Origin of the sequence: Micromonospora sp. NPDC005174, from assembly GCF_040608495.1 — a bacterium.
Classification (GTDB): Bacteria; Actinomycetota; Actinomycetes; order Mycobacteriales; family Micromonosporaceae; genus Micromonospora.
The window spans coordinates 367,106-392,886 of record NZ_JBEXIJ010000001.1; the positions used below are offsets into that span (position 1 = coordinate 367,106).

The following is a 25,781-nucleotide window of genomic DNA, read 5'->3' on the forward strand; positions in this document are numbered from 1 at the left end:
CTCACTCGCCGGTGGCGCCGTCGATGCGTTCCCGGATCAGGTCGGCGTGGCCGTTGTGCCGGGCGTACTCCTCGATCATGTGCACGTACACCCAGCGCAGGTTGAACGTGCGCTTCTTGCTGCCGACCTCGGTGAACGTCTCGTCGAGCGAGTGGCCGGCGGCGGCCTCGCGGGCCAGCGCGACCTCGCGGTGGAAGGTGGCGAAGTCCGCCTCGGCGTCGGCGGCGCTCACGTCGTGATCGGCGTCCGGGTTCTCGGGCGTGAAGTACGGGTAGTCGACCCGCTCGCCAGCGAAGCACTCCCGGAACCACCACGCCTCCACCTCGGCGAGGTGCCGGACCAGGCCGAGCAGGGTCAGCCCGGAAGGCTCCACGCTGGGCGTGCGCAACTGCTCCTCGGTGAGGCCCGCGCACTTGAGCAGCAGTGTCTGCCGGTGGTAGTCGAGCCAGCCGTCGAGCATGGTGCGCTCGTCGCCGACGTACGGTTCGGGTGTCCGGGTGATCTCCGGGGCGGTCCACGTCATGGCGCGCATCCTGCCCGGCACCTGTGACACGACGCGACGGGTTATTCAGGGCACCACGACGACGGGCCAGTGCCCCTTGCGGACGAGCCGGGTGGCGACCGAGCCGACCAGCCGGTGACCGGCCTGCTCGGACGCACCCACCACGACCATGTCGGCCCGGAACTCGTCGGCGGCCGCGGACAGCTCGGCGTACGCGTCACCGCGCCGGCACAGCAGCGTCACCGGGATGCCCAACTGCTCGGCCCCGCGCCGGCACTCTCGGCGCAGTTCGTCGGCCAACTCGTCGTGGGTGCGCTGGATCGCGCCGGCGTCCATGCCGGGCACCAGGGCGGTGAGACCGCTCGTCGAGCTGACGAAGACCACCACCAGGGCGGCGCCCTGCCGGCGGGCCAGCCCGGCGGCGTAGGCGCCGGCCCGCCCGGAGGTACGTGTGCCGTCGACGCCGACCATGATCACCCGAGGGCCGTCGGTGCCGCGCTCGAAGGGCAGCGAGCTGACCTGTGGCCCGTACTCCTCGCGATCCGGTGCTCCCACACTCATGGCTCTACCTCACCTCTGCCCGCCGGCGGGGATGACGCCGACGCCCTCGACAGGGTTCGATTCCCACTCGCCCCCGCCGGAAACCGGAGTGCCGTTCTGCTCCCGCAGCGGCACCTCCTTGATGAAGAGCACCGCGACAAACGCGATAAGCGCGAACGGGGCGGCGGCGAGGAAGATGTCACCGGCACCGTGGCCGTACGCGGCCTCCACCACCGCCCGCAGCGGGCCGGGCAGGGTGTGCACGTCGGGCAGGGTGCCACCGCTGCCGGAGCTGGAGGCCGGGATGCCGAGCTGGGACAGTCCGTCGGCGGTGTAGTCCTTGACCTTGTGGGCGAGGACCGCACCGAGGGCGGAGACGCCGATCGCGCCGCCGAGGCTGCGGAAGAACGCCACCACCGAGCTGGCCGCGCCGAGTTCGTGCGTGCCGACGGTGTTCTGCACGGCGAGCACGAGGTTCTGCATGGTCAGGCCCAGGCCGACGCCGATCAGCAGCATGTAGACGCTGAGCAGGGTGTAGCTGGTGTCCGCGCGCAGCGTGCCCATGAGCGCGAAGCCGATGGTGAGCAGCGCCGAACCGAGCACCAGGAACCGCTTCCAGCGGCCGGTCTTCGTGATGATCCGTCCGCCCACGGTCGAGGCGACCAGCAGGCCGAGGATCATCGGCAGGGTCATCAGTCCGGACATCGTGGGCGACTCGCCGCGGCTGATCTGGAAGTACTGGCCGAGGAAGATCGACGCGCCGAACAGGCCCACGCCCACCGCGACGCTGGCGACGACGGCGAGGGTGATCGTCCGGTTGCGGAACAGCCGCGGCGGGATCATCGGCTCGGCGGCCCGGGTCTCCACCCGGATGGCGAGCGCGCCCAGGAGCAGAGCGCCGAGGACCATGACGACGGTCTGCCAGGACGTCCAGGCGAACTGGTCACCGGCGAGGGAGACCCAGATCAGCAGCACCGAGACCGCCGCCGTGATCAGGGTGGCGCCCCACCAGTCGATCTGCGCCTTGCGCCTGACCACCGGCAGGTGCAGGGTCTTCTGGAGCACGACCAGCGCGGCGATGGCGAACGGCACGCCGACGTAGAAGCACCAGCGCCAGCCGAGCCACGAGGTGTCCACGATCACGCCGCCGATCAGCGGCCCGCCGATGGTGCCGACGGCCATCACGGCGCCGAGATAGCCGCTGTAGCGTCCCCGCTCGCGCGGCGTGATCATCGTCGCCATGATCACCTGTGCCAGGGCGGTGAGGCCGCCGGCGCCGACGCCCTGGAGCACCCGGCAGGCGATCAGCTCGCTGGTGCCCTGCGCCAGGCCGGCCAGCACCGAGCCGAGGACGTAGATCCCCAGGGCGAGCTGGACGAGTGTCTTCTTGCTGGTCAGGTCGGCCAGCTTGCCCCAGATGGGGGTGGTCGCGGTGGTCGCGAGCAGTGCCGAGGTGACCACCCAGGTGTAGGCGGACTGACCGCCGTGCAGCTCGGTGATGATGCGCGGCAGCGCGTTCGAGACGACCGTGGAGGAGAGGATCGCGACGAACATGCCCAGCAGCAGCCCGGAGAGGGCCTCCAGGATCTGCCGGTGGGTCATGTCGACGGCTGGCGCTCGGGACGCTGTCGCCTGGCTCATCGTGTGGTGCCTCCAGCCCGTACGTATTGGTTGCCTCAAGCAACAACTGGGGAAGCGGCGACAACATTCCCCGCGTCGCGGGTCATCTCCAGGAATCGTTGAACCGGCCGAGGAGTCGGGCGAACTCCTCGACGTCCCGGGCCGGCCAGTCGTCCAGCGCACGGAGGAATTCGCCCAGTCGGGCCGACCGGGCGACATCGAACCGGTGCTGCCCCTCCTCGGTGAGGCTGATCTGTGCCGCCCGCCGGTCACTCGGGTCGGGCTCGCGGTGCACCAGGCCCAGCGCCTCCAGCCCGTTGATCTGCCGGCTGAGCGTGCCCTTGCCCACGCCGAGGCGCGCCGCCAGCTCGGTCAGCCGGATCGAACCGCTGCGCCGCAGCCAGAGCAGCAGCCCGTAGGTGTTCGGTTCGAGGGTCGGATGCACCTCGCGGGCGATCTCCCAGGAGACCGCCCGGCCCCGGCGCAGCAGCGCGGTCAGCTCGTGCTCGACGGACCGGATCGGCTCCGGCTGATGCTCGCTCACGGCCTAGAGAGTACGGCGGGGCCTGGTCACCCGTCGCCGGAGAGGCGGCGGCTCATCACCGGGCGTAGGTGCCCGTCGCTGGTGGTGCCCTCGATGGTCACCTCAGCCTGCCGGCCCCGATGGGACAGGGTGGCGACGGCGTTGCCGAAGTAGGGCCCGGCCAGCTTGCGCCAGCGCACCCCCGGCCGCCGGACACCCGCCGAGCGGGCCAGTGCCCGGGTGGCGCCCGCCGGACCCGACGACCAGCCCATCTTCATCAGCGGGCGGATGCCGGCCGGCACCTGGTTGTGGATCGGTGAACAGGTGAGCTGGTGTACGGGCGTGACCACGGAGGGGTCGGCGAACCGGGCGCGGGCCACGTACGAGTGGTGCACGTCCCCGGAGAGCACGCTGATCGACGCCGGTGGGGCGTACGCCGGGCCGGCACCGACCCGTGCGCCGGACTCCCTCGGCGTGCCGGTGCCGATCCGGGCGAACGTCTCACCGAGCGCCTCGAAGGACCGCCGGAACGCCGCCCAGTGCTCCAGATCGAGGGCGCGGCGCAGCTTCTCCGCCGTCCGGGCGACCCAGGGCCGGCGCGAGTCGGCCAGCTTCTCGTTCCACGCCTCGATGTGGTGGATGCCCTGCGGCAGCAGCCAGGGCAGCGAGGCGCCGACCACCAGGTGGTCGTAGACGCCGTGCGCCTGGTCGAGGAACCACGACCACTCACCCGGCGGCAGCATCGCCCGGCTGCCCGGTTCGAGCACCCGGCTGCACCGGTTGTCGAGCATGACCAGCCGGGTACGCCCCAGGTCGAGCGCGTAGCTCCACTGGTACTGCACGGCCCGCCAGCGTTCGGTGTCGTGCGCCAGGTCGGCCTCCTGGTCGACCCGGTGCCCGAACTCGCGCAGCACGCCGGTGGCGTCCTCGGCGGCGACCACCTTGGCGAACACCGGGTCGGCGGCGATCTCGTCCGGCGCGAGGTTGCCCAGGTGCTGGTAGACCCAGTACGAGGCCAGTCCGCTGCCGATCCGCTCGGCCCACCACGACTGCTCGCGCATCTCGGCACGCCACGACGCCGAGGTGTTCCAGTCGTCGATGATCTCGTGATCGTCGAAGATCATCACACTCGGCACGGTGGAGAGCAGCCACCGGATCTCCGGATCGCGCCACGACTCCAGATAGAGCTTGGTGTACTCGTCGAAGCTGACCACCTGGTCGGCGGGAGCGCCCTTGGGGCGACGACGCCGCCGACGCAGCAGCCGCCGCACGGTCGGTGAGGTCACGTCGGCGTACACCTGGTCACCCAGGAGCACCAGCAGGTCGGGCAGCGGGTGCGACTCGGGATCGGCCATCAACCGCCGGGCGTACGCGTCCAGGGCGTCCGGCGGGAGCTTGCGCGTGGTGGCGTGCTGGGTGGTCTCCCGGCACGAACCGAAGATCATGTTGACCGGCTGGTCCAGGTCGTCAACCGCCCGGGTACGGATCACGCTGGGCGGGAAGCTGCTGCTCTCCACGGGCCAGACCAGCTCGTCGTCGACAAGTACCTCGTACGTCGTGGCGCTGTCCGGGGTGAGGCCCTCCACGACGACGAGGGCGTAGTGGTGGTCGTACGCCGAGAAGGTGGGCGCGGTGCCGGTGGCGCCGTCGGCCGTGCGGACGGTGACCACGGCGGGCGCCGCGGTCTCCACCCAGATCGTCGCCCGGGTGTCGACCACTCGCCGCAGCAGTGGGCCGATCAGGAGGTGTGCGGCGGGCATGACGCGAGCCTACCGCCGGTTTCCGGACACCGGCCGGGTGCGGTGGCTGGGACGCCGTCGCCGGCATCTGACAGGATTCCGGCATGGCCGAATATCTCGTCCTCGCTCTGGTCCTGCTCGGTGTGCTGATCGCCGGCACAGTCGGGCTGGTCGTGCCCCGTCTGCGGCGGCGGCCCGAGCCTCCGCTCCCGCGCACCGAGGTCGACACCCGGGCCGAGGAGGATCTCGCCGGTCCGCCCGTCGAGGCACCGGAGTCCGATCTGTCCACCGGTGTCCTGGTCGAGCCGCCGCCGGTGCTCGAACCGCAGGTCGAGGTCCCCGAGCCGACCGCCGGGCGGCTGGTCCGGCTCCGCTCCCGCCTGTCGCGCTCGCAGAACGTCTTCGGCAAGGGCCTGCTCGGCCTGCTCGCCCGCGACCACCTCGACGAGGACGCCTGGGAGGAGATCGAGGACAGCCTGATCACCGCCGACGTCGGGGTCGACGCGACCCGCGACATCGTCGACCGGCTGCGGGAGCGCACCCGGGTACTGGGCACCCGCTCTGCCGGTGAACTGCGCGCGCTGCTCGCGGCCGAGCTGGTCAACGCCCTCGACCCCGCCATGGACCGCGCGCTGCGGACCGCGCCGAAGGAGGGCGTTCCGGCGGTGGTGCTGGTGGTCGGCGTCAACGGCGCCGGCAAGACCACCACCTGCGGCAAGATCGCCCGGGTGCTGGTCGCCGACGGGCGGAGCGTGCTGCTCGGCGCAGCCGACACCTTCCGGGCCGCCGCCGCCGACCAGTTGCAGACCTGGGGCGAGCGGGTCGGCGCGGAGACCGTCCGGGGCCCGGAGGCGGCCGACCCGGCCAGCGTCGCGTTCGACGCCGTCAAGCGGGGCATCGACACCGGCGTCGACACGGTGCTCATCGACACCGCCGGACGCCTCCAGAACAAGATCGGCCTGATGGACGAGCTGGGCAAGGTCAAGCGCGTCGTGGAGAAGCAGGGGCCGATCGACGAGACGCTGCTCATCCTCGACGCCACGACCGGCCAGAACGGTCTGGAGCAGGCCCGGGTCTTCACCGAGGTGGTCAACGTGACAGGCGTGGTGCTGACCAAGCTCGACGGCACCGCCAAGGGCGGCATCGTGATCGCCGTACAGCGCAAGCTCGGCATCCCGGTGAAGCTCGTCGGCCTCGGCGAGGGCAAGGACGACCTCGCCCCGTTCGACCCGGCGCAGTTCGTCGACGCGCTGCTGGGGACCGAACCCGCCGGACGGGACGCGTAGTCTCGGGTGACCACTGACGATCGCGCGTACACGGGCTGGCGCGACCCCGGCCACGCCTCGCAGCGCCTCGGGAGACCGTACGTGACTTCGCAGGAGATCCCGCTGCACGGCGGCAACGTGAGCACCGTGGTCCGGGTCGGCGACACGGTCCGTCGTAACGCCGGGCCGTGGACCCCGTCCGTGCACGCCCTGCTGCGGCACCTGGAGTACGTCGGCTTCACCGGCGCTCCCCGGGCGCTCGGCATGGACGAGCGCAACCGTGAGGTGCTGTCGTACCTGGAGGGGGAGTGCGGGGAATACCCGCTCGCTCCGCACTGGGTGACCGACGAGGCGCTGGTCACCGTCGCCACCATGCTGCGGATGTTCCACGACGCGCAGTACGGCTTCGCCCCGCCGGCCGGGGCCGTCTGGCGCTCGTTCGGGCCCCCGCCACCGGACACCGAGGTGATCTGTCACCACGACGCCGCCCCGCACAACGTGATCTGGCGGCCGGACGGCACCCTCGGGCTGATCGACTTCGACCTCGCCTCGCCCGGCGCCCGGATCTACGACGTGGCGTACGCGGCGTGGACGTGGGTGCCGATCTTCGCCGACCGGGACTCGATCACGCTGGGCTGGAAGCACCCGGACCGCCCGCGCCGGCTGCGGCTCTTCGCCGACGCGTACGGGCTGATCCCACGGGACCGGCACCGGCTGATCCGGACCATCCGCAAGCGGATCGTGGACCACGTGGAGGGCATCCGCCGGATGGCTGCCGCCGGCGAGCCGGCGTTCGTCCGGATCGTGCACAAGGGTCACCTGCGGCGGCCGATGCGCGACCTGCGACTGCTCGACTACGAGCGGCACGCTCTGGAGAACGCCCTCCGCTGAGTGCCTGTCGGTCGATGCGCGGCCGGTCCCGTCACGCGCATCGGTCGATGCGGTCGACCGGTCAGCCATCGACGTTCACCGTCCGGTTGATCCACACTCGTCCATGCTGCTGACTGTGCGGACTTCGTGACACGTACGAAACAACCCGTCACGAAACGGAAACCCGCACGGGACCCAAAGTGAAACAGCCGGCCGCGAAGCTTCCGCGCAACCGGCCTACGGGCGACGCTGCCCCGGAAAGCCGCGAAGGAGGACTTCACCTTTAGGAGGCCAGCGTGCCTGAAGCACCGACGATCGACGGCGCCAATACCACGTGGCTGCTGGTTTCGACCGCGCTCGTGCTGCTCATGACCCCCGGACTGGCGCTGTTCTACGGCGGCCTCAACCGGGCCAAGGGCGTACTCAACATGATGATGATGAGCTTCACGGCTATCGGGCTCATCTCTGTTCTGTGGTGGTTCTACGGTTTCAGCGTCGCCTTCGGGACCGACGTGAACGGCTTCTGGGGCGACCCGGGCGCGTACCTCGGTACCAAGACGTTCCTCGCCGAGACCGACCTGTGGGGCGCCACGGCGGAGAACCCCAGCGGCATCGGTATTCCGCTCTACGTGTTCATGGCGTTCCAGATGGTCTTCGCCGTGATCACCGTCGCGCTGATCAGCGGTGCCATCGCCGACCGGGCCAAGATCGCCGGCTGGCTGGTGTTCGCGTTCGGCTGGGCCACCCTGGTCTACTTCCCGGTCGCACACTGGGTGTGGGGCGGCGGCATCATCGGCGCCGACATCCACGCGTTGGACTTCGCCGGTGGCACCGCGGTGCACATCAACGCCGGTGCGGCGGCCCTGGCCGTGGCGCTGGTGCTCGGTAAGCGTCTCGGCTGGCCCCGCGAGGGCATGAAGCCGCACAACATCCCGCTCGTCGCGCTCGGCGCCGGTCTGCTGTGGTTCGGGTGGTTCGGCTTCAACGCCGGCTCCGAGCTGACCGTCGACTCGGTCGCCGGCCTCGCCTTCATCAACACCCAGCTCGCCACCGCGGCCGCGGTGCTCGGCTGGATCGCGGTCGAGTGGATCAAGGACCGCAAGCCGACCATGGTCGGTGCCTCGTCCGGTGCCATCGCCGGCCTGGTCGCCATCACCCCGGCCTGTGGCTTCATCGCCCCGTGGGCGTCCGTACTGCTCGGCATCGTCGCCGGTGTGGTGTGCGCGCTCGCCGTCAGCCTCAAGTACAAGCTGGGCTACGACGACTCCCTCGACGTCGTCGGCGTGCACTTCGTCGGTGGCTGGATCGGCTCGCTCTGGCTCGGCCTGTTCGCCACCAACTCGGTAAACGCCGCGATCAGCGACGTGGTCGGAGCCTCCGACGGCCTGTTCTACGGTGGCGGCGTGACCCAGCTCGGTCGGCAGGCCCTGGCCGGCCTTATCGTCACCGCCTGGTCGTTCGGCATCGCCTGGGTGCTCGCCTTCGTCATCGAGAAGACGATCGGCTTCCGCGTCAAGAACGAGGCCGAGGTCGAGGGCATCGACATCGCCGAGCACGCCGAGAGCAGCTACGACCTGTCCCCGTCGGGCGGCGGCACGGGTGGCGCGTTCGCGATGGCCGGTATCGGCTCGACCGGTGGCGCGCCGAGCGCCGCTCCCGAGACCGAGTCCACCGAGCCGGTCAGCGCCAAGGTCGCCGGTTAACGTTCCTTAGATGGAGGGGTTGGACATGAAGCTGGTGACCGCGGTCATCAAGCCGTACCAGCTGGACGCGGTGAAGGAAGCTCTGCACGCCCTGGGCGTGGCCGGGCTGACCGTCAGCGAGGTCCAGGGGTACGGACGGCAGAAGGGGCACACCGAGGTTTACCGGGGTGCCGAGTACACGGTCGAGTTCCTGCCCAAGATCCGGGTCGAGGTGCTCACCGACGAGATCGACGTGGAAAAGATCGTGGACGCCATCGTCGGCGCCGCCCGTACGGGCAAGATCGGCGACGGCAAGGTCTGGGTCACCGGTGTCGAAGAGGTCGTCCGGGTGCGTACCGGCGAGCGCGGCCTCGACGCCCTCTGATCCGGATCACGACGACATGACCTCGTTGATCAAGAAGGACGCGTCAGGAAACGCCGAGAACGGTGACGCGAACCTCTTGATCAACGAGGTCGTCGGCGTACCCGGGGGGATCGGGGAGGCCGCCCGAGTGGGGCGGGCGGCCGCGTACGACGAGTTCCTGCGCGGTTTGTTGCCCGCGCGCGACGGTGTCGCGCTGATGGCCGTCGGGGGCCTGGGACGGCGGCAGTGCGCTCCGTACGGCGACCTCGACCTGGTGCTGCTGCACGCCGGGGTGCCGGGCACGGACGAGTTGGCCGCCTCGGTCTGGTACCCGATCTGGGACGCCGGCCTGCGCCTGGACCACTCGGTGCGAACCATCTCCGAGGCACTCTCGGTGGCCCAGGACGACGTCAAGGTCGCCCTCGGGCTGCTCGACGCCCGCCTGGTGGTCGGCGACCAGGCACTGGCCGACGCACTGACCCGCACCGCGGCCGATCACTGGCGACGTACCGCCGTACGCCAGCTTCCGCGTCTGCGGGAGGTCACCGCCGCCCGCTGGCAGGCCCACGGCGAGTTGGCCTTCCTCCTCGAGGGTGACCTCAAGGAGGCCGCCGGCGGGCTGCGCGACGTGGGCTTGCTGCGCGCGATCTCCGCCGCCGGCATCACCGACGCGCTGCGTCCCGCCGTCCGCGCCGCCCACCTGCGGCTGTTGGACACGCGCGACGCTCTGCACCAGCAGGTCGGCCGCCGGGTCGACCGATTGGTGGCCCAGGAACGCGACGGCGTCGCCGCGCTGCTCGGGCTAGAGGATGGCGACGCCCTCCTGCGGCGGGTGGCCGGGGACGCGCGCACGGTCAGCCACGCCCTCGATGACGCCTTCCGCGCCGCCGACCGGCTGCGCTCCGGGCGCTCCCGCGGCGGAAACGGCAGTCCGGTGCGCAGGCCCGTGGCCCGGGACGTGGTCGAGCACGACGGGGAGTTGGTGCTGGCCCGGACGGCGATCGGCGCGCGCCCCGACCCGAGCCTGTCCCTGCGGGTGGCCGCCGCGGCAGCCACGACCCGGCTGCCGATCGCGCGCGCCACCTGCGAGTGGCTGGCGGCGTACTGCCCGCCGCTGCCCGCGCCCTGGCCGGCCGAGGCCCGGGCCGCGTTGACCACGCTGCTGGGCGCCGGTCCCGGCCTGGTGCCGGCGTGGGAGACCTGCGACAGGTACGGGCTGGTGGACGGCTGGCTGCCCGAGTGGACCCGGGTGCGTAGCCTCCCTCAGCACAACCCGGTGCACCGCTACACCCTCGATCGGCACCTCGTGCAGGCCGCCCACGAGGCCAGCCGGCACGCCCGCGAGGTGGACCGCCCCGACCTGCTGCTGCTCGGCGCCCTGCTGCACGACATCGGCAAGGGTCTCCCCGGTGACCACAGCACCGTCGGCGTGCCGCTCGCCGAGACGGTGGCGACCCGGGTCGGGCTGCCCGCCCCGGAGGTGGCGCTGATCGGCACGCTCGTCCGGCTGCACCTGCTCCTGCCCGACGTGGCCACCCGTCGGGACCTCGCCGACCCGGTGACCATCGCGTCGGTCGCCGAGGCGGTGGGCGACACCGGCACGCTCGACCTGTTGCACGCCCTCGTACGCGCCGACGCCGCCGCGACCGGCCCGGCCGCCTGGTCGGACTGGAAGGGTCGACTGGTCGCCGAACTCGTCGCCCGCGTCCGTACCGCCCTGGACACCGGCGTACTGCCCGAACCCCCGGCCCCGGACCCGGCGCTGCTGGCCGGGCCGCTGCCGGTCGTCCACCTGACCGGAGACCGGGTGGCGGTGGCAGCCGCCGACCGACGGGGACTGCTCGCCACGGTGGCCGGCTGCCTCGCCCTGCACCGGCTGGAGGTGCTCTCCGCGGACGCCTCCGTGGTCGACGGTCGAGCGCTCGTCGAGTGCCGGGTACAACCCCGCTACGGACTTCCGGCCGACCCGGTCCCGCTGCGCGCCGACCTACGCCGTGCGGTGGCCGGCGACGTGTCCGTCACCCAACGGCTGCGGGGTCGTGCGCTCGCCGCCCGGGGCAGCGGCGCCGCTCCGCGGGTGGTCTGGCACCGCGAAGCCGCCACCGACGCCGTCCTGCTCGAACTGCGCGCGGCCGACGCCGCAGGATTGCTCTACCGGGTGGCCGGCGCGCTTGACGAGGCGGGAGCCCTGGTCCGGGCCGCGCGGATCTCCACCCTCGGCGCGGACGTCGTCGACGCCTTCTACCTCGTGGGCGGCTGGCCCGACGACGCCACCCGGGCCCGCCTGGAGGCCGCCGTCCTCGCCGCCGTCTGACCAACGGCCATCGCCGTGCGGCGACCCAGGCTGGCAGCCGCCGCCCGCAGATCGTCGGGGGTTGGTCGTCGCCTCGGGGATCCTGAGCGGCCTGCAAGGGCTACTTGCGGCTGATGACTGTGAGGCATCAATATGCCTCTCAGTCATCACGCTCATTGCGGTGTCCGCCGCCGCGTGCCCCAGGCGTCGGCGGCTGTCGGGCGACGCGTCGGCGGCTGACAGGCCGGATGGCGCGGGCGGGGTGAGGTCGCGGGTACGTCGCGGGACGTAGGGGCGGTGCCGCTCGTGGGCGCACGTCGGGAGGCGTCTGCGCGGGCAGAATGACGACCATGCGAGGGAACGGGTGGCGGGGGTGGCGGCACGCGGCGGCGGACACGATGCTCCCTCTGGCGCTGCTCGTGTTCGGGGTGCTCGCCACCGACCTGGCCGGGGACAACCAGCCGGGGTCCACGCCGGTGGATGCCATCTGTCTCGCACTGATCGCGCTCGCCGCCCTCGCCCTACTGCTTCGGCGGCGAGCCCCGGTGGCGACCCTCGCAGTGGTCACCATGGCCACCTCGACGTACCTGGTGCTCGGCTACCCGTACGGACCGATTCTGCTCGCGTTCCTGTTCGCGGTGTACACCGTGGCGGTGCGACTGCCGGTGCGTCCGGCGGCGCTCGCCGCCAGCGGTGCGTTCGTCCTGTTGGTGGCGCACGTCTTCGTCAGCCGTGGGCCGGCGCCGGGTTGGTTCGGAGTGCTGCCGGCGTCGGCCTGGGTGGTCGTACCGTTCGCAGTGGGTGTGGTGGTACGCGTCAACCGCGAGACGGCCGCGCGTAGCCGCGCCGAACAGGCCCGTGAGCGTGCCGAGCAGGCCCGGCGGCAGGCCGACGAGGAGCGGTTGCGCATCGCTCAGGAGGTACACGACGTGGTGGGGCACGGGCTGGCCGCGATCAGCATGCAGGCGGAGATCGCCCTGCACCTGCTGCCGAAACGGCCCGAACAGGCGGAGGTGGCTCTGACCGCGATCAGCCGCACCAGCCGGGAGGCGTTGGACGAACTCCGGGTCACGCTGGGCGCGGTACGGCGGGGCGCGGAGCGTGAACCGGTGCCCGGTCTGGCCCGGCTCCCCGCCCTGTGTGACCGCCTGGCGGGCGCCGGTCTCGCGGTCGACCTGCGCCAGGACGGTGACCCGCGGGAGTTGCCGGCGGCGGTGGACCTGGCCGCGTACCGGGTGGTGCAGGAGGCGTTGACCAACGTGCTGCGGCACGCCGGGGTGGCGAGCGCGGAGGTGACCGTGGGCTACCGGGCCGACGAGCTGACCGTCGAGGTCACGGACCGGGGTGTCGGGGCCGCCAGCCGGTTCGACGCGGCCGGAGAGCTCGACGCGTCCGCCGGCCAGACCGGAGGGCACGGGCTGGCCGGCATGCGGGAGCGGGTGGCAGCGCTGGGCGGGCGGCTGACGATCGGACCGCGTCCGGGCGGCGGCTTCCGCGTCTGGGCCCGGCTGCCGCTGGGGCCTTCCACGTGATCCGGGTGCTGATCGCCGACGACCAGGACCTGGTCCGCCTCGGGCTGCGCGCGCTGGTGGAGAGCGAGGACGACCTGACGCTCGCCGGTGAGGCCGCCGACGGGTTGCGGGCGGTGGAGCTGGCCCGGCGGGAGCGGCCGGACGTCGTGCTGATGGACATCCGGATGCCGGGCATCGACGGGATCGAGGCGACCCGCCGAATCGTCGCCGATCCCGACCTGACCGGCACGCGGGTGGTGGTGCTCACGACCTTCGAGCTGGACGAGTACGTCTTCGACGCGCTGCGCCACGGCGCGAGCGGTTTCCTCACCAAGGACACCCGCCCGCCGGAGCTGTTGCGCGCGATCCGGCTGGTCGCCGAGGGAGAGGCGTTGCTGTCGCCGTCGGTGACGCGCCGGGTGGTGCGTGAGTTCGCCACCCGTCCGTCGCGGGCGCCCCGTCCGCACCCGCGGCTGGACACCCTCACCGACCGGGAGCGCCAGGTGGTGAGCCTGGTCGGTGAGGGCCTCAACAACGAGGAGATCGCCGCCCGGTTGGTGGTCAGCCCGGCGACCGCTCGGACACACGTCAGCCGGGCGATGGGCAAGCTGGGAGCCCGGGACCGGGCCCAGCTCGTCGTCTTCGCGTACCAATCGGGCCTGGTTTCGGGGTGAGGCCGGGCCGCCAGCGGCCGTGCGGCCGGGCGGCTACCCTAGCGGTGGCCGGACTCCGCAGTGCCGGCCGTGTTGTGCCCGCCGGAACACTGACAAACGGGATGTTCGCGTGTTTGACACCTTGAGTGACCGCCTGTCCGGGATCTTCACCAAGCTCCGCGGCAAGGGACGGCTCACCGACGCCGACATCGACGCCACCGCGCGCGAGATCCGCCTCGCGCTGCTGGAGGCGGACGTCGCGCTGCCGGTGGTCAAGGGCTTCATCGCGGCCGTCAAGGAGCGCGCCCGCAGCGCCGAGGTCTCCCAGGCGCTCAACCCGGCCCAGCAGATCATCAAGATCGTCAACGAAGAGCTGATCAAGGTGCTCGGCGGCGAGGGGCGGCGGCTCCAGTTCGCCAAGCAGCCGCCGACGGTGATCATGCTGGCCGGCCTCCAGGGTTCCGGTAAGACCACCCTGGCCGGCAAGCTGGCCCGCTGGCTCAAGGGCCAGGGGCACCAGCCGCTGCTGGTCGCCGCCGACCTCCAGCGTCCCAACGCCGTCGGTCAGCTCCAGGTGCTCGGTGGTCGGGCCGGGGTCGAGGTGTACGCCCCGGAGCCCGGCAACGGCACCGGTGACCCGGTCCAGGTGGCGCGCGCCTCGATCGAGCACGCCAAGCGTGCCGCCCGCGACATCGTCATCGTCGACACCGCCGGTCGCCTCGGCATCGACGCCGAGATGATGCAGCAGGCCGCCGACATCCGCGACGCCGTCTCGCCGGACGAGGTCATCTTCGTCATCGACGCCATGGTCGGTCAGGACGCCGTCCGTACCGCCGAGGCGTTCCGCGACGGCGTCGGCATCACCGGCGTGGTGCTCTCCAAGCTCGACGGCGACGCCCGTGGTGGTGCCGCGCTGTCGGTCCGCGAGGTCACCGGGCAGCCGATCCTGTTCGCCTCCACCGGTGAGAAGTTGGAGGACTTCGACGTCTTCCACCCCGACCGGATGGCCAGCCGGATCCTCGGCATGGGCGACGTCCTCACTCTGATCGAGCAGGCCGAACAGGCCTTCGACTCCGATCAGAAGGAGAAGATGACCGCCAAGCTGATGGGCGGGGAGCAGTTCACGCTTGACGACTTCCTCGATCAGCTCATCGCGGTACGACGGATGGGTCCGATCGCCAATGTGCTGGCCATGATGCCGGGCATGGGGCAGATGAAGGACCAGCTCGCCGACCTGGACGACAGCCACTTCGACCGGGTCACCGCGATCATCCGGTCGATGACCCCGGGCGAGCGCAACAACCCGAAGATCATCAACGGCTCCCGCCGGGCGCGTATCGCCAACGGTTCCGGTGTCACCGTGATGGACGTCAACCAGCTGCTCAACCGCTTCGCCGACGCGCAGAAGATGATGAAGCAGATGGGCGGGATGATGGGCCTACCCGGCGGCGGTCGGCGCAAGGCCACCAAGTCGCCGAAGAACAAGCGCAAGGGCACCAAGGGTGGCGGTCGGCCGCGTACCGGCGCCGGGATGCCGGGCGGCTTCCCCGGTGGCATGCCGCAGCTCCCGCCGGGGATGGACCCGAACGACCTCGCCGGTGGCCAGGGGCTTCCGCCCGGCTTCAAGCTCCCGAAGATCGACTTCAACAAGCTCGGCAAGGGCGGCGACAAGGGCCCGCGCTGACACGGACCTGCCCGTGCTGACCTCCCGGAAGAACGACCTGCCCGCCCCCGACGGGGAGTGATCCGGTAGGACTGTGCGCATGGCTCTTCATGTGCGCGGCGTACTGCTCCCCGACGACGAGGTCCGGGACCTCTGGCTGGTCGGCGACCGGGTGACCTTCACCCCGGTGTCCGGCGCGGAGACCGTCGTGGACGGCGGGTTCGTCCTGCCGGGGCTGGTCGACGCGCACTGCCACATCGGCATCGCCCGGGGTGGCGCCCCGATCACCTCGCTCGACCAGGCCCGCGACCTGGCCCACGTCGACCGGGACGCCGGGGTGCTGGCGATCCGTGACGCCGGCTCGCCTTACCCGTACCCCGAGTTGGACGACGAACCGGACCTGCCGCGACTCGCCCGTGCGGGCCGGCACGTCGCGCCCCCGAAGCGCTACCTGCGCGACATCGGCGTGGAGGTCGACGCCAATGAGGTCGCCGCGACGGTGGCCGCCCAGGCGAAGGCCGGCAACGGCTGGGTCAAGCTGGTCGGCGACTGGATCGACCGGGGCGTGGGTGACCTCGCGCCGGCCTGGGACGCGGACACCCTGACCGCCGCCGTGCGGGCCGCGCACGACGCCGGGGTACGCGCCGCCGTGCACAGCTTCTCCGAGTCGGCCGTCGAGATCATGGTGCGCGCCGGCGTCGACTCGGTGGAGCACGGCACCGGCCTGAGCCTCGACCTGCTCGACGAGATGGCCCGCCGGGGCACCGCGCTCGTCCCCACAATGATCAACATCGCGACCTTCGGTGGGATCGCCGAGCAGGCGCGGGCCAAGTTCCCCGGGTACGCCGAGCACATGCTCGCGCTGCGCGACCGCTTCCCCGAGGTGGTCCGGGCCGCCCACGAGGCGGGCGTGCCGATCTACGTGGGCACCGACGCCGGAGGCGGCATCGACCACGGGCTCGCCGCCGAGGAGATGCTGCTGCTGCACGAGCGCGCCGGCATGGCCCCGATCGACGTGCTCGCCGCCGCCTCCTGGGGCGCCCGGGAGTGGCTGGGCTTTCCCGGGCTGGTCGAGGGCGGTCTCGCCGACCTGACCGTCTACCCCGAGGACCCCCGCGACGACCTGCGGGTCGTCCGCGCCCCGTCCCGCACCATCCTGCGCGGCCGAGTGGTGCGCTGATCCCCTGCGCTGTCCCTGGCCCGTGCGGTGCCGCGCCCGTGCGGTGCCGCGCCCGTGCGGTGCCGCGCCCGTGCGGTGCCCCGCAAGATCGTGCTCGATCCAGGAAGTAGTGGCCTCGGGGGCGTGGGAATGCCACCTACAACCAGGATCGAGCACGACCTTGCCGAATGGAGGGGTCGACGAGGAACGATCCGCGCAACTTCCCTGATGTTGCTGCCTCACGCACGCCGGAAGCAGCAACATCACCGATGTTGCGCGGATCTTGGCGCGGGGCGCGGGCGCGGGGCGCGGTCGGCAGGTGGCCGAGGGCTCAGCGGGGCTGGGGGATTGCGGCGGCGAAGAGGTGGACGGCCAGGTCGGCCAGGGCCGTGGCGGTCTGGTCGATCGGGGAGCGGGGGAGCACGATGTGGCTCACCACGAGGCGGACGATGGCGTCGGCGGCGAACGTCGTCGCGGCCTCGTCGGCGCCCGGCAGGTGGTCGCCGGCCCAGGTGAGCAGCGCGTCCGACGCCTCGTCGAGGACCACCTCGGCCCGGGTGGTGAGGTACGGCAGCAGCTCGTCCGAGCCACCCCGTGCGCTGGTCAGGATCGCCTTGACCAGCGGATTGTCCGCTGCGCTGGTGAGGGTGTGCGCGATGGCCGCGTACGCGCCGGCCCGCATGTCGGAGCCGTGCGCGCGCAGTGCCTCGCGTACGTCGCCCACGAACCGGTCCACCTCGTGTCGGGCGAGCGCCTCGGCCAGGCCTGCCTTGCTGCCGAACTCGTTGTAGACGGTCTGTCGGCTCACCCCGGCGGCGGTGGCCACGCCGCCCATCCGTACCGCGTCCCAGCCGGTGGCGATGGTCAGCGCACGGGCTGCCTCCACGATCGTGTCCCGCGGTCGCTGGCGCGGCGAGTCGGTCGTCGCAGTCATGGTGGTCGAATTCTAGCCGCGCCGCGGGACCGCACCCGGCCAGCCCGCCGGCCGGCACCCCACGGGCCGCCGAGGTGCCGCCTGCTGAGCGCGATCCGCTGGCCGGGTCGGTGTGGGCGACGTCCGTGGACGGCGCGACGCCTCCCGGGCGCGGCGGTGCGTCGCGTGGCGCATAGGATGTGCGGTCATGGCACGCGTGCTCACTCCCCGTGCGGAGGACTTTCCCCGCTGGTACCAGGACCTGATCGCCAAGGCGAAGCTGGCCGACAACGGCCCGGTCCGGGGGACCATGGTCATCCGCCCGGCCGGCTACGCCATCTGGGAGCGGATGCAGGCCGAGATGGACGCCCGGATCAAGGCGGCCGGCGCGGAGAACGCGTACTTCCCGCTGTTCATCCCGGAGAGCTACCTCAAGCGGGAGGCCGAGCACGTCGAGGGTTTCTCGCCGGAGCTGGCGGTCGTCACCCACGGTGGCGGCAAGCCCCTGGCCGAGCCGATCGTGGTGCGTCCCACCAGCGAGACGGTGATCGGCGAGTTCATGGCCAAGTGGATCGACTCGTACCGGGATCTGCCCCTGCTGCTCAACCAGTGGGCGAACGTGGTCCGGTGGGAGCTGCGCCCGCGGATCTTCCTGCGGACCAGTGAGTTCCTGTGGCAGGAGGGGCACACCGCGCACGCCACCCGCGAGGACGCGCGGGCGTACGCGCGGCGGATCCTGCACGAGGCGTACGAGGACCTGATGGTCAACGTGCTGGGCATTCCGGTGGTGGTCGGCCTGAAGACGGCCCGCGAGCGGTTCGCCGGGGCGACGGCCACGTACACCTGCGAAGGCATGATGGGCGACGGCAAGGCGCTTCAGCTGGGCACCAGCCACGAGCTGGGGCAGAACTTCGCCAAGGCGTTCGACATCAGCTACTCGGCCAAGGAGGGCGGCCGGGAGCACGCCTGGACGACCTCCTGGGGCACGTCGACCCGCATGCTCGGCGGCCTGATCATGGCGCACGGCGACGACAACGGCCTGCGGGTGCCGCCGAGGCTCGCGCCCATCCAGGCGTACATCATGGTCGTCAAGGACGGCGAGGGCGTCGCGGAGGCGGCGGCCAAGCTGCGCGACGGCCTGCGTGACGCCGGTGTCCGGGTGGCGCTCGACGATCGGACCGACACCGCGTTCGGCCGCCGGGCCGTCGACGCCGAGCTGCGCGGCTATCCGGTACGCGTCGAGGTCGGTCCCCGCGACCTGGCCGTCGGTAACGCGACGGTGGTTCGTCGTACCGACGGGTCGAAGTCCCCGACGCCGATGGCCGACGTGGTCGGCGCGGTCCTGGCGGCGCTGGAGGCCGACCAGCAGGTGCTGCACGACCAGGCGCTGGCCAACCGTGAGTCGCGGACGGTGGAGGTCACGACCCTCGCCGAGGCGATCGAGGCGGCCGCGAACGGCTGGGCGCGGGTGCCGTGGTCGGCGGTCGGGGTGGCCGGCGAGGCCGAGGCGAACGGGCAGGGCGTCACGGTGCGCTGCCTGCTGCGGGCCGACGGCTCGGTGCCGGACTCGGAGGACGAGCCCGACCTGGTGGCCATCCTCGCCCGCGCCTACTGAGGTGCTCGTCGACCGGTTCGAGCCGGGTCGCCTGATCATGCACCGCAACGTGCGGCACGGCCGGATCGGTTGGGTCCGGCCGGGCCGGGTGGTCAGCGACGACGAGCGTGGTCTGCTGGTGTGGATCGTCCGGGACTCGCCGGTGGCACACGAGGTGACCGAGGCGGGGCTCAACATGCGGGCGGTGCCGTTCGCCCAGTGGATCTCGTCGTCGTACCGGTTGGCGCACGGGCGGTGGAACGGTCCGCCGCTGCTGAAGTTCCTGCCCGCCGGGGCCGCGCATTCGGTGTGGTGGTTCCGGGACGCGCAGGGCCGGTTCGCCCACTGGTACGTCAACCTGGAGGAGCCCGGGGTCCGCTGGGACGACGGTGTGGTGGCCGGCGTCGACGTGGTGGACCAGGACCTCGACGTGGTGGTACGTCCCGACCTGAGCTGGCAGTGGAAGGACGAGGACGAGTTCGTCGAGCGGCTCGCCTTCGGCGACGACTACTGGGTGACCGACGAGAAGGCCGTCCGGGCCGAGGGCGAAAGGGTGATCGCGCTCGCCGAGGGCGGGAAGTTCCCGTTCGATGGCACCTGGTGTGACTTCACCCCGCCGGCAGACTGGGACGTACCGGATAAATTGCCCCCGGGGTGGGACCGCCCGCCGGTGCGCTGAGAGGTGTTCCGGATCACCGGTGACGTGGTGTCCGGGTCCGATGCGAACGATCGGCGGCGGATCTGGCAGAATGGGTCGCTGGTATCCGGCGCGCGTCCGGCGCCCTCTAACCCGGGCACGTCGCTAGTCCACCGAGTAGTCTCCGGCCCAACCCCACGGGTCCGGTCGGCGCTCACCCATGCACACCGCCCGCACGGGCCGGTGAGATCGCAACAGGAGCGAAACAACTGTGGCCGTAAAGATCCGGCTCCTGCGGATGGGCAAGATCCGCAACCCGCAGTACCGCATCGTCATCGCCGACTCGCGCACCAAGCGTGACGGCCGGGCGATCGAGTTCGTCGGGGTGTACCAGCCCAAGGAAGACCCCTCGATCATCGAGGTCAAGTCGGAGCGGGTCCAGTACTGGCTGTCCGTCGGCGCCCAGCCGAGCGAGGCGGTGCAGCGGCTGCTGGAGCTGACCGGTGACTGGCAGAAGTACAAGGGCCTGCCGGCCCCGCCGCCGCTCCTGGTCGCCCCCGAGCGGGCCGACCGCAAGGCGGCGTACGAGGCCGAGGCGAAGGCTGCCGCCGGGCTCGCCCCGGAGACCCCGGCCAAGCCGGCCAAGAAGGCCGCCAAGGCTGCCGAGGCTCCGAAGGCTGAGGCTCCGGCGACGGAGGCTCCGGCGACGGAGACCCCCGCCGAGACCCCCGCCGAGACCCCCGCTGCCGACGCCGGTGAGCAGGCCTGACATGCCTCTGCGTCCCGCGTTGGAGCACCTGGTCAAGGGCATCGTCGACCACCCGGACGACGTCCGGGTCCGGCTGGTCGATTCCCGTCGGGGCAAGCGGCTGGAAGTCCGCGTGCACCCCGAGGACCTCGGCACGGTGATCGGGCGGTCCGGCCGGACTGCCAAGGCGCTGCGTCAGGTGATCGGCTCCATCGGTGGGCGCGGAGTACGCGTCGACATCGTCGACTCGTACTGATGCAGCTCGTCGTCGGAAGGATCGGCAAGCCGCACGGCGTCCGCGGTGAGGTCACCGTGGAAGTGCGGACGGACGAGCCCGAGGCGCGGTTCGCCCCCGGTACGGTGCTGCGCACCGAGCCGGGGGCGACACCCCCTCCCACCATCGATGAGTCCGGGGTGCCGTTCCAGGTTCCCGCGGAGCTGACCATCGAGGAAGCCCGCTTCCACCAGGGTCGGGTGCTGATCGCGTTCGAGGGCGTCCTGGACCGCAACACCGCCGAGGCTCTGCGCGGGACGCTGCTCGTGGTGGACAGCGCCGACGTCGAGCCTCCGGACGACCCGGAGGAGTTCCACGACCACCAGCTGGTGGGTCTGGCCGTGGTCACCCCGGCCGGCGAGCGGTTGGGCGAGGTCGCCCGGATCGACCACGCGCCGTCGTCCGACCTGCTGGTTCTGCGGCGTCCCGAGGGTCGTACCGCGCTGATCCCGTTCGTCCGGGCGATCGTCCCGGAGGTCGACCTGGCCGGTGGACGCGTCATCGTCGACCCGCCGGCCGGCCTGCTCGATCTTTAGGACCGCCCCGCATGCGCGTCGACGTCGTGTCGATCTTTCCGGAGTACTTCGCCCCGCTCGACCTGTCACTGATCGGTCGTGCCCGGGCCAACGGCGTACTCCAGCTGGCCGTGCACGACCTGCGGACCTGGACCCACGACGTGCACCGCACGGTCGACGACACCCCCTACGGCGGCGGCCCGGGGATGGTGATGAAGCCCGAGCCGTGGGGCGCGGCGCTCGACGCGCTCGCCCCGGACGGGGCCGCTCCACCTCGGCTGCTGGTGCCGTCGCCAGCGGGTGTGCCGTTCACCCAGGCCATGGCCCACGAGCTGGCCGCCGAGCCGCATCTGCTCTTCGCCTGTGGCCGGTACGAGGGCATCGACCAGCGGGTCCTGACGCACGCCGCCACCCGGATGCCGGTCACCGAGGTGTCGCTCGGTGACTACGTGCTCTTCGGCGGCGAGGTGGCGGTGCTCGTCGTCCTGGAGGCGATCACCCGGCTGCTGCCCGGGGTGCTGGGCAACGCCGGCTCGCTGGACGAGGAGTCGCACGCGCACGGCCTGCTCGAGGCGCCGATCTACACGAAGCCGCCGAGCTGGCGTGGGCATGACGTGCCGGAGGTGCTCCGCTCCGGGGACCACGGCAGGATCGCGCGCTGGCGGCGGGAGGAAGGGCTGCTGCGGACGGCGGACCGGCGTCCGGACCTGCTGGCCGCGCTGCCTGCCGACCGGCTCGACAAACGGGACATCGCGGCGCTGGAACGAGCCGGATTTCAGCCAGCGCCGGGGGATGTGGCAAAGTAGGGGGGTTGCCGCATCCGTCCACGCCCGTGGGCGGCTGCGAGGATCCCCGACCGGGGTCGGCCCGCCGACCGCCACCCAGGGATCAGAATCACCCACCCGCGCACCGAGTGACGGTGCGCCGTGAGCCTTACGAGGACGCAGCGATGAACATCCTGGACGCCCTTGACGCCCAGTCGAAGCGGACCGACCTTCCCGACTTCCGTGCCGGTGACACCGTCAAGGTGCACGCGCGGGTCGTCGAGGGCAACCGGTCCCGTGTCCAGATCTTCCAGGGCGTCGTGATCCGCCGCCAGGGTGACGGTCTGCGCGAGACCTTCTCGGTCCGCAAGGTCAGCTTCGGCGTCGGCGTCGAGCGGACCTACCCGCTCAACGGCCCGGGCATCGACCGGATCGAGATCGTGACCCGCGGTGACGTGCGTCGCGCCAAGCTCTACTACCTGCGCGAGCTGCGCGGCAAGAAGGCCAAGATCAAGGAGAAGCGGGAGAAGCAGCCCAGCTGACTTCCCGCTCGCCACGCCGCCTGAGCTGCGCGTATGCCGTACCGACCGGACCGCACTACCCTGGTCGTACGGGCGCAGCCAGGCGGTGGCCCCGCCCACGAGGCGGGCAGCCGTCCACAACCGCCCGTGGAGCCTCGACGAGGCTCCCGGGCGGTGGTGTTTCTGCGGACCGGGGAGTGGTGACGTGGTGCAGACGCTTGACGAGGACGGCACCGTCGATCCGTGGCGCCGGCGGGTCCGCCGTGGCCGCCGCCAGATGCCCCTCTGGCAGGAGCTTCCGCTGCTGCTGGTGGTGGCCTTCTGCCTCGCGGTGCTGATCCGCACGTTCCTGCTCCAGGCGTTCTTCATCCCGTCCGGTTCGATGGAGGACACCCTCCTGATCGGCGACCGGGTGCTGGTCAACAAGGTCGTCTACGACGTCCGTGACCCGGTGCGCGGCGAGGTGGTGGTGTTCCGGGGCACCGACCGCTGGGCGCCCCAGGTCGACGCGCAGCCGGAGCCCGGGTTCGCCGGAAAGCTCGGCCGGACCGTCGGCGACCTGGTCGGGGTGAGCCGTCCCGGCGAGAAGGACTTCATCAAGCGGGTGATCGGCCTGCCCGGTGACCGGGTGAAGTGCTGCGACTCGCAGGGGCGGGTCACCGTGAACGGCACCCCGCTCGACGAGCCGTACGTGCTGCGCGACTCGCCACTGGATCTGCCCCCGAACCCGCAGGAGTGCCGGTCCCGGCGCTTCGACGAGGTGGTCGTACCGCCGGGTCAGATCTTCGTGATGGGCGACCACCGCGAGGTCTCCCAGGACGCGCGCTGTCAGGGGCCGGTGCCGATCGACAACGTCGTCGGCCGGGCGTTCATGGTGGTCTGGCCGTCGTCGCGCTGGGCGGCGCTGTCGGTGCCGGCGACGTTCGACGACGTGGCCGCGCCGGCCACGGCCTCCTCCGATGCGCCGCCGGTCCGCCCGTCCCCGCAGGGCGGTGTGCTGCTGATCCTCCCGCTGGCGGCCGCGCTGAGGGGTTCCCGCGCGTTCCGGACGGTGACGTCCGGCCCGGCAACGTAGGCTCCTTGGCGTGATTGACGAGCAGACCGACAAGCCCCGTAGCTCCTTCTGGAAGGAGCTGCCGATCCTGCTGGGTGTGGCGATCCTGGTCGCGGTGTTGGTCCGCGCCTTCGTGCTGCAGACCTTCTTCATCCCGTCCCCGTCCATGGAGAACACTCTCAAGATCGATGACCGGGTTTTGGTCAACAAGCTGGTCTACGACTTCCGGTCACCGCACCGCGGTGAGGTGATCGTGTTCAAGGCACCCACCGAGTGGAGCGGCAACCCCGACGGCGAGGACTTCATCAAGCGGGTGATCGGCGTCGGCGGCGACCACGTGGTCTGCTGCGACCCGCAGGAACGTCTGATGATCAACGGCAAGTCGCTCGACGAGCCGTACATCTTCTCGATCGACGGTGTCCAGGACAAGGCCGCCGACCAGGAGTTCGACATCACCGTGCCGAAGGGTCGGCTGTGGGTGATGGGTGACCACCGCTCGGCCTCCGGTGACTCGCTGGAGCACTGGCAACAGTCCGGGCAGAACATCACCGAGGCCACCATCCCCGAGGGCGAGGTGGTCGGGCGGGCGTTCACCGTCTTCTGGCCCTTCAACCGGGCCACCTGGCTGACCGTGCCCGACCAGTTCGACGGCATTCCCAAGCCGTAGAAGCGGACGGGGGCATGGGCGATCGGCCGCCCGTCTGGCAGGCTGGTGCGGTGACCGTGAGGAGTGAGAGCACGGGCCCGGAGGCCGCGAACAGCGCCCTCCGTGTCTGCACCCCTCGACGCGCGGCCCGAGTGCTGCTCGTCGACGCGGCCGGCCGGGTTTTGATGTTCCACGGCTTCGACCCGGTCCGCCCGGAGCACCGCTACTGGTTCACCCCGGGCGGCGGGCTCGACGAGGGGGAGTCCCCGGCGCGCGGGGCGGCCCGTGAGTTGGCCGAGGAGACCGGGCTACGGGTCGAGCCCGCCGACCTGGGCGAGCCCGTCTGGTCGGACGAGACCGAGTTTCCGTTCGACGGCGGCTGGTACCGCCAGAAGCAGGACTTCTTCCTGCTCAGGGTGCCCGGGTGGCAGGTCGACACCATCGGTTTCACGGACATCGAGCAGCGCAGCATCGCGGGTCACCGCTGGTGGGCGCCGGCCGAACTGGCCGCCAGCGGCGAGCGGTACTACCCGCCCGAGTTGCCCGACCTGCTGGCCCGTCTCCTGCCGCCGGCTGGCGAGGCGTCGTGCTGACCCCGCCGCGTACCGTCGTGCGCCGGGAGGCCGGTCTGTACGCGTTGGAGCGCGCACTGCAACGGCGCGGCTTCCGGCACGTGGCCGGCGCCGACGAGGCCGGCCGAGGGGCGTGCGCCGGGCCGCTGGTCGCCGCCGCCGCCGTGCTCCCCGAGGGGCGACGCGGCGAGATCGACGGACTTGCCGACTCCAAGCTCCTCACCCCGGCCAGCCGGGAGCGGGTGTACGCCGAGGTCGTCGACCGCGCACTCGCGTACGCCGTGGTGATCATCCCGGCGGAGGAGGTCGACGCCCGGGGGTTGCACGTGTGCAATCTGGCCGCGATGCGTCGGGCCCTCGCCTCGCTCACCACCCGACCGGAGTACGTGCTGACCGACGGCTTCGGCGTGGACGGCCTCGGTGTGCCGGGGCTCGCGGTGTGGAAGGGCGACCGGGTGGCCGCCTGTGTGGCCGCGGCCAGCGTTCTCGCGAAGGTGACCCGGGACCGGATCATGGTGGAGTTGGACGGGGTGTACCCGGCGTACGGCTTCGCCGAACACAAGGGCTACATCACCCCGGAGCACAGCGCGACGCTGCGCGAGCACGGGCCGTGCCGGGAACACCGCTTCTCGTACGTCAATGTCGCCACGGTCTCCGGCCGCGACGGCCGGCCGCCGCGCGCCCGGCGGCCCGTCGACCCGGGCTCGGACGAGCCGATGGGGCACTCCCGCGCGTCAGGGGGTACCGTCGGCGTGGCGTTGGGCGAGCAGCTTCGGCCTTCGGCGCCGGTGGGGGAAGATGTGGTCATGGAAGGCGGAGTGCGATGAGCGCGGAAGATCTCGAAAAGTACGAGACCGAGATGGAGCTGCAGCTCTACCGGGAGTACCGCGACATTGTCCGCCAGTTCTCCTACGTGGTGGAGACCGAGCGCCGGTTCTACCTGGCCAACCAGGTCGACCTGCACGTGCGCAACTCCGACGGCGAGGTCTACTTCGAGGTCGAGATGCACGACGCCTGGGTGTGGGACATGTACCGTCCTGCCCGCTTCGTGAAGAACGTCCGCGTGATGACCTTCAAGGACGTCAACGTCGAGGAGTTGGAGAAGCCGGACATCTCCCTGCCCGCCGACTCCGGCTTCGGCAACTGACCGACCGGTCGC

General features: G+C 71.6%; 27 protein-coding genes. 21 read left to right on the top strand and 6 right to left on the bottom strand.

Going from position 1 to position 25,781, the window contains the following annotated elements; translation table 11 throughout:
* Window position 1: 1 nt before the first annotated feature.
* From ABZU91_RS01725 to ABZU91_RS01745, 5 genes are all read right to left on the bottom strand, one after another.
* Window positions 2-523 (bottom strand): DinB family protein, encoded by a 522-nt coding sequence (locus ABZU91_RS01725; RefSeq protein ID WP_355233015.1) that lies wholly within the window; start codon window positions 521-523, stop codon window positions 2-4.
* A 45-nt stretch (window positions 524-568) separates the two neighbouring features.
* Window positions 569-1,063 carry a universal stress protein gene (locus tag ABZU91_RS01730; protein WP_355233016.1) on the bottom strand — a complete coding sequence of 165 codons (495 nt, stop codon included), beginning with the start codon at window positions 1,061-1,063 and terminating at the stop codon, window positions 569-571.
* Between the two features lie 9 nt (window positions 1,064-1,072).
* Window positions 1,073-2,683 (bottom strand): MDR family MFS transporter, encoded by a 1,611-nt coding sequence (locus tag ABZU91_RS01735; RefSeq protein ID WP_355233017.1) that lies wholly within the window; start codon window positions 2,681-2,683, stop codon window positions 1,073-1,075.
* An 82-nt stretch (window positions 2,684-2,765) separates the two neighbouring features.
* A complete protein-coding gene (locus ABZU91_RS01740) occupies window positions 2,766-3,206 on the bottom strand; it encodes a MarR family transcriptional regulator (RefSeq protein WP_355233018.1) in 441 nt (146 codons plus the stop codon).
* A 26-nt stretch (window positions 3,207-3,232) separates the two neighbouring features.
* The gene (locus ABZU91_RS01745) at window positions 3,233-4,945 is read right to left on the bottom strand and encodes an alkaline phosphatase D family protein (RefSeq protein WP_355233019.1); all 1,713 of its coding nucleotides are present in this window, start codon (window positions 4,943-4,945) and stop codon (window positions 3,233-3,235) included.
* A gap of 83 nt (window positions 4,946-5,028) precedes the next feature.
* Between ABZU91_RS01745 and ftsY the strand changes: the two genes are divergently transcribed.
* The 9 genes from ftsY to ABZU91_RS01790 all read left to right on the top strand — a co-directional run bounded on the left by ftsY (window position 5,029) and on the right by ABZU91_RS01790 (window position 16,405).
* On the top strand, window positions 5,029-6,210 hold the full coding sequence (gene ftsY, locus ABZU91_RS01750; protein WP_355233020.1) for a signal recognition particle-docking protein FtsY: 1,182 nt from the start codon (window positions 5,029-5,031) through the stop codon (window positions 6,208-6,210).
* A gap of 6 nt (window positions 6,211-6,216) precedes the next feature.
* Window positions 6,217-7,080, top strand: a complete 864-nt coding sequence (locus ABZU91_RS01755) for an aminoglycoside phosphotransferase family protein (protein WP_355233021.1) — start codon at window positions 6,217-6,219, stop codon at window positions 7,078-7,080.
* A 275-nt stretch (window positions 7,081-7,355) separates the two neighbouring features.
* The gene (locus tag ABZU91_RS01760) at window positions 7,356-8,762 is read left to right on the top strand and encodes an ammonium transporter (protein ID WP_355233022.1); all 1,407 of its coding nucleotides are present in this window, start codon (window positions 7,356-7,358) and stop codon (window positions 8,760-8,762) included.
* A gap of 25 nt (window positions 8,763-8,787) precedes the next feature.
* The gene (locus ABZU91_RS01765; RefSeq protein WP_007456507.1) at window positions 8,788-9,126 is read left to right on the top strand and encodes a P-II family nitrogen regulator; all 339 of its coding nucleotides are present in this window, start codon (window positions 8,788-8,790) and stop codon (window positions 9,124-9,126) included.
* A 16-nt stretch (window positions 9,127-9,142) separates the two neighbouring features.
* Window positions 9,143-11,419, top strand: a complete 2,277-nt coding sequence (locus ABZU91_RS01770) for a [protein-PII] uridylyltransferase (protein ID WP_355233023.1) — start codon at window positions 9,143-9,145, stop codon at window positions 11,417-11,419.
* 329 nt (window positions 11,420-11,748) lie between these two features.
* Window positions 11,749-12,930, top strand: coding sequence for a sensor histidine kinase (locus ABZU91_RS01775; protein WP_355233024.1), 1,182 nt, complete (start codon window positions 11,749-11,751; stop codon window positions 12,928-12,930).
* Window positions 12,927-13,583: a response regulator transcription factor gene (locus ABZU91_RS01780; RefSeq protein WP_355233025.1), complete on the top strand. Its 657-nt coding sequence runs from the start codon at window positions 12,927-12,929 to the stop codon at window positions 13,581-13,583. Before ABZU91_RS01775 ends, ABZU91_RS01780 begins: the two co-directional genes overlap by 4 nt.
* A gap of 109 nt (window positions 13,584-13,692) precedes the next feature.
* The gene (ffh, locus tag ABZU91_RS01785) at window positions 13,693-15,246 is read left to right on the top strand and encodes a signal recognition particle protein (RefSeq protein ID WP_355233026.1); all 1,554 of its coding nucleotides are present in this window, start codon (window positions 13,693-13,695) and stop codon (window positions 15,244-15,246) included.
* A gap of 79 nt (window positions 15,247-15,325) precedes the next feature.
* On the top strand, window positions 15,326-16,405 hold the full coding sequence (locus ABZU91_RS01790; protein WP_355233027.1) for an amidohydrolase family protein: 1,080 nt from the start codon (window positions 15,326-15,328) through the stop codon (window positions 16,403-16,405).
* Window positions 16,406-16,715: 310 nt separating this feature from the next.
* On the opposite strand, the gene ABZU91_RS01795 is transcribed toward ABZU91_RS01790, so the two are convergent.
* Window positions 16,716-17,318 carry a TetR family transcriptional regulator gene (locus ABZU91_RS01795; RefSeq protein ID WP_355233028.1) on the bottom strand — a complete coding sequence of 201 codons (603 nt, stop codon included), beginning with the start codon at window positions 17,316-17,318 and terminating at the stop codon, window positions 16,716-16,718.
* Window positions 17,319-17,505: 187 nt separating this feature from the next.
* Here ABZU91_RS01795 and proS point away from each other — a divergent pair, with 187 nt between their 5' ends.
* From proS to ABZU91_RS01855, 12 genes are all read left to right on the top strand, one after another.
* The gene (gene proS / locus ABZU91_RS01800; protein ID WP_355233029.1) at window positions 17,506-18,912 is read left to right on the top strand and encodes a proline--tRNA ligase; all 1,407 of its coding nucleotides are present in this window, start codon (window positions 17,506-17,508) and stop codon (window positions 18,910-18,912) included.
* A 37-nt stretch (window positions 18,913-18,949) separates the two neighbouring features.
* Complete coding sequence (locus tag ABZU91_RS01805) at window positions 18,950-19,570, top strand: DUF402 domain-containing protein (RefSeq protein ID WP_355233092.1); 621 nt, start codon at window positions 18,950-18,952, stop codon at window positions 19,568-19,570.
* Between the two features lie 229 nt (window positions 19,571-19,799).
* Entirely contained in the window at window positions 19,800-20,297 is a 498-nt protein-coding gene (rpsP, locus tag ABZU91_RS01810; protein WP_355233030.1) for a 30S ribosomal protein S16, read from the top strand.
* Window positions 20,272-20,532: an RNA-binding protein gene (locus ABZU91_RS01815; protein WP_186718042.1), complete on the top strand. Its 261-nt coding sequence runs from the start codon at window positions 20,272-20,274 to the stop codon at window positions 20,530-20,532. The genes rpsP and ABZU91_RS01815 overlap by 26 nt, the downstream gene beginning before the upstream one ends.
* Window positions 20,532-21,086, top strand: a complete 555-nt coding sequence (gene rimM, locus ABZU91_RS01820) for a ribosome maturation factor RimM (protein ID WP_355233031.1) — start codon at window positions 20,532-20,534, stop codon at window positions 21,084-21,086. Before ABZU91_RS01815 ends, rimM begins: the two co-directional genes overlap by 1 nt.
* An 11-nt stretch (window positions 21,087-21,097) precedes the next feature.
* On the top strand, window positions 21,098-21,871 hold the full coding sequence (gene trmD, locus ABZU91_RS01825) for a tRNA (guanosine(37)-N1)-methyltransferase TrmD (RefSeq protein WP_355233032.1): 774 nt from the start codon (window positions 21,098-21,100) through the stop codon (window positions 21,869-21,871).
* Between the two features lie 143 nt (window positions 21,872-22,014).
* The gene (gene rplS / locus ABZU91_RS01830; RefSeq protein ID WP_007456548.1) at window positions 22,015-22,371 is read left to right on the top strand and encodes a 50S ribosomal protein L19; all 357 of its coding nucleotides are present in this window, start codon (window positions 22,015-22,017) and stop codon (window positions 22,369-22,371) included.
* A 184-nt stretch (window positions 22,372-22,555) separates the two neighbouring features.
* Entirely contained in the window at window positions 22,556-23,425 is an 870-nt protein-coding gene (gene lepB, locus ABZU91_RS01835; protein ID WP_355233033.1) for a signal peptidase I, read from the top strand.
* Between the two features lie 10 nt (window positions 23,426-23,435).
* Entirely contained in the window at window positions 23,436-24,071 is a 636-nt protein-coding gene (gene lepB / locus ABZU91_RS01840; RefSeq protein WP_355233034.1) for a signal peptidase I, read from the top strand.
* Window positions 24,072-24,085: 14 nt separating this feature from the next.
* Window positions 24,086-24,643: an NUDIX domain-containing protein gene (locus ABZU91_RS01845; protein ID WP_355233035.1), complete on the top strand. Its 558-nt coding sequence runs from the start codon at window positions 24,086-24,088 to the stop codon at window positions 24,641-24,643.
* On the top strand, window positions 24,637-25,449 hold the full coding sequence (locus ABZU91_RS01850; protein ID WP_355233036.1) for a ribonuclease HII: 813 nt from the start codon (window positions 24,637-24,639) through the stop codon (window positions 25,447-25,449). The genes ABZU91_RS01845 and ABZU91_RS01850 overlap by 7 nt, the downstream gene beginning before the upstream one ends.
* On the top strand, window positions 25,446-25,769 hold the full coding sequence (locus tag ABZU91_RS01855) for a DUF2469 domain-containing protein (RefSeq protein ID WP_018218957.1): 324 nt from the start codon (window positions 25,446-25,448) through the stop codon (window positions 25,767-25,769). Before ABZU91_RS01850 ends, ABZU91_RS01855 begins: the two co-directional genes overlap by 4 nt.
* Window positions 25,770-25,781 lie beyond the last annotated feature (12 nt).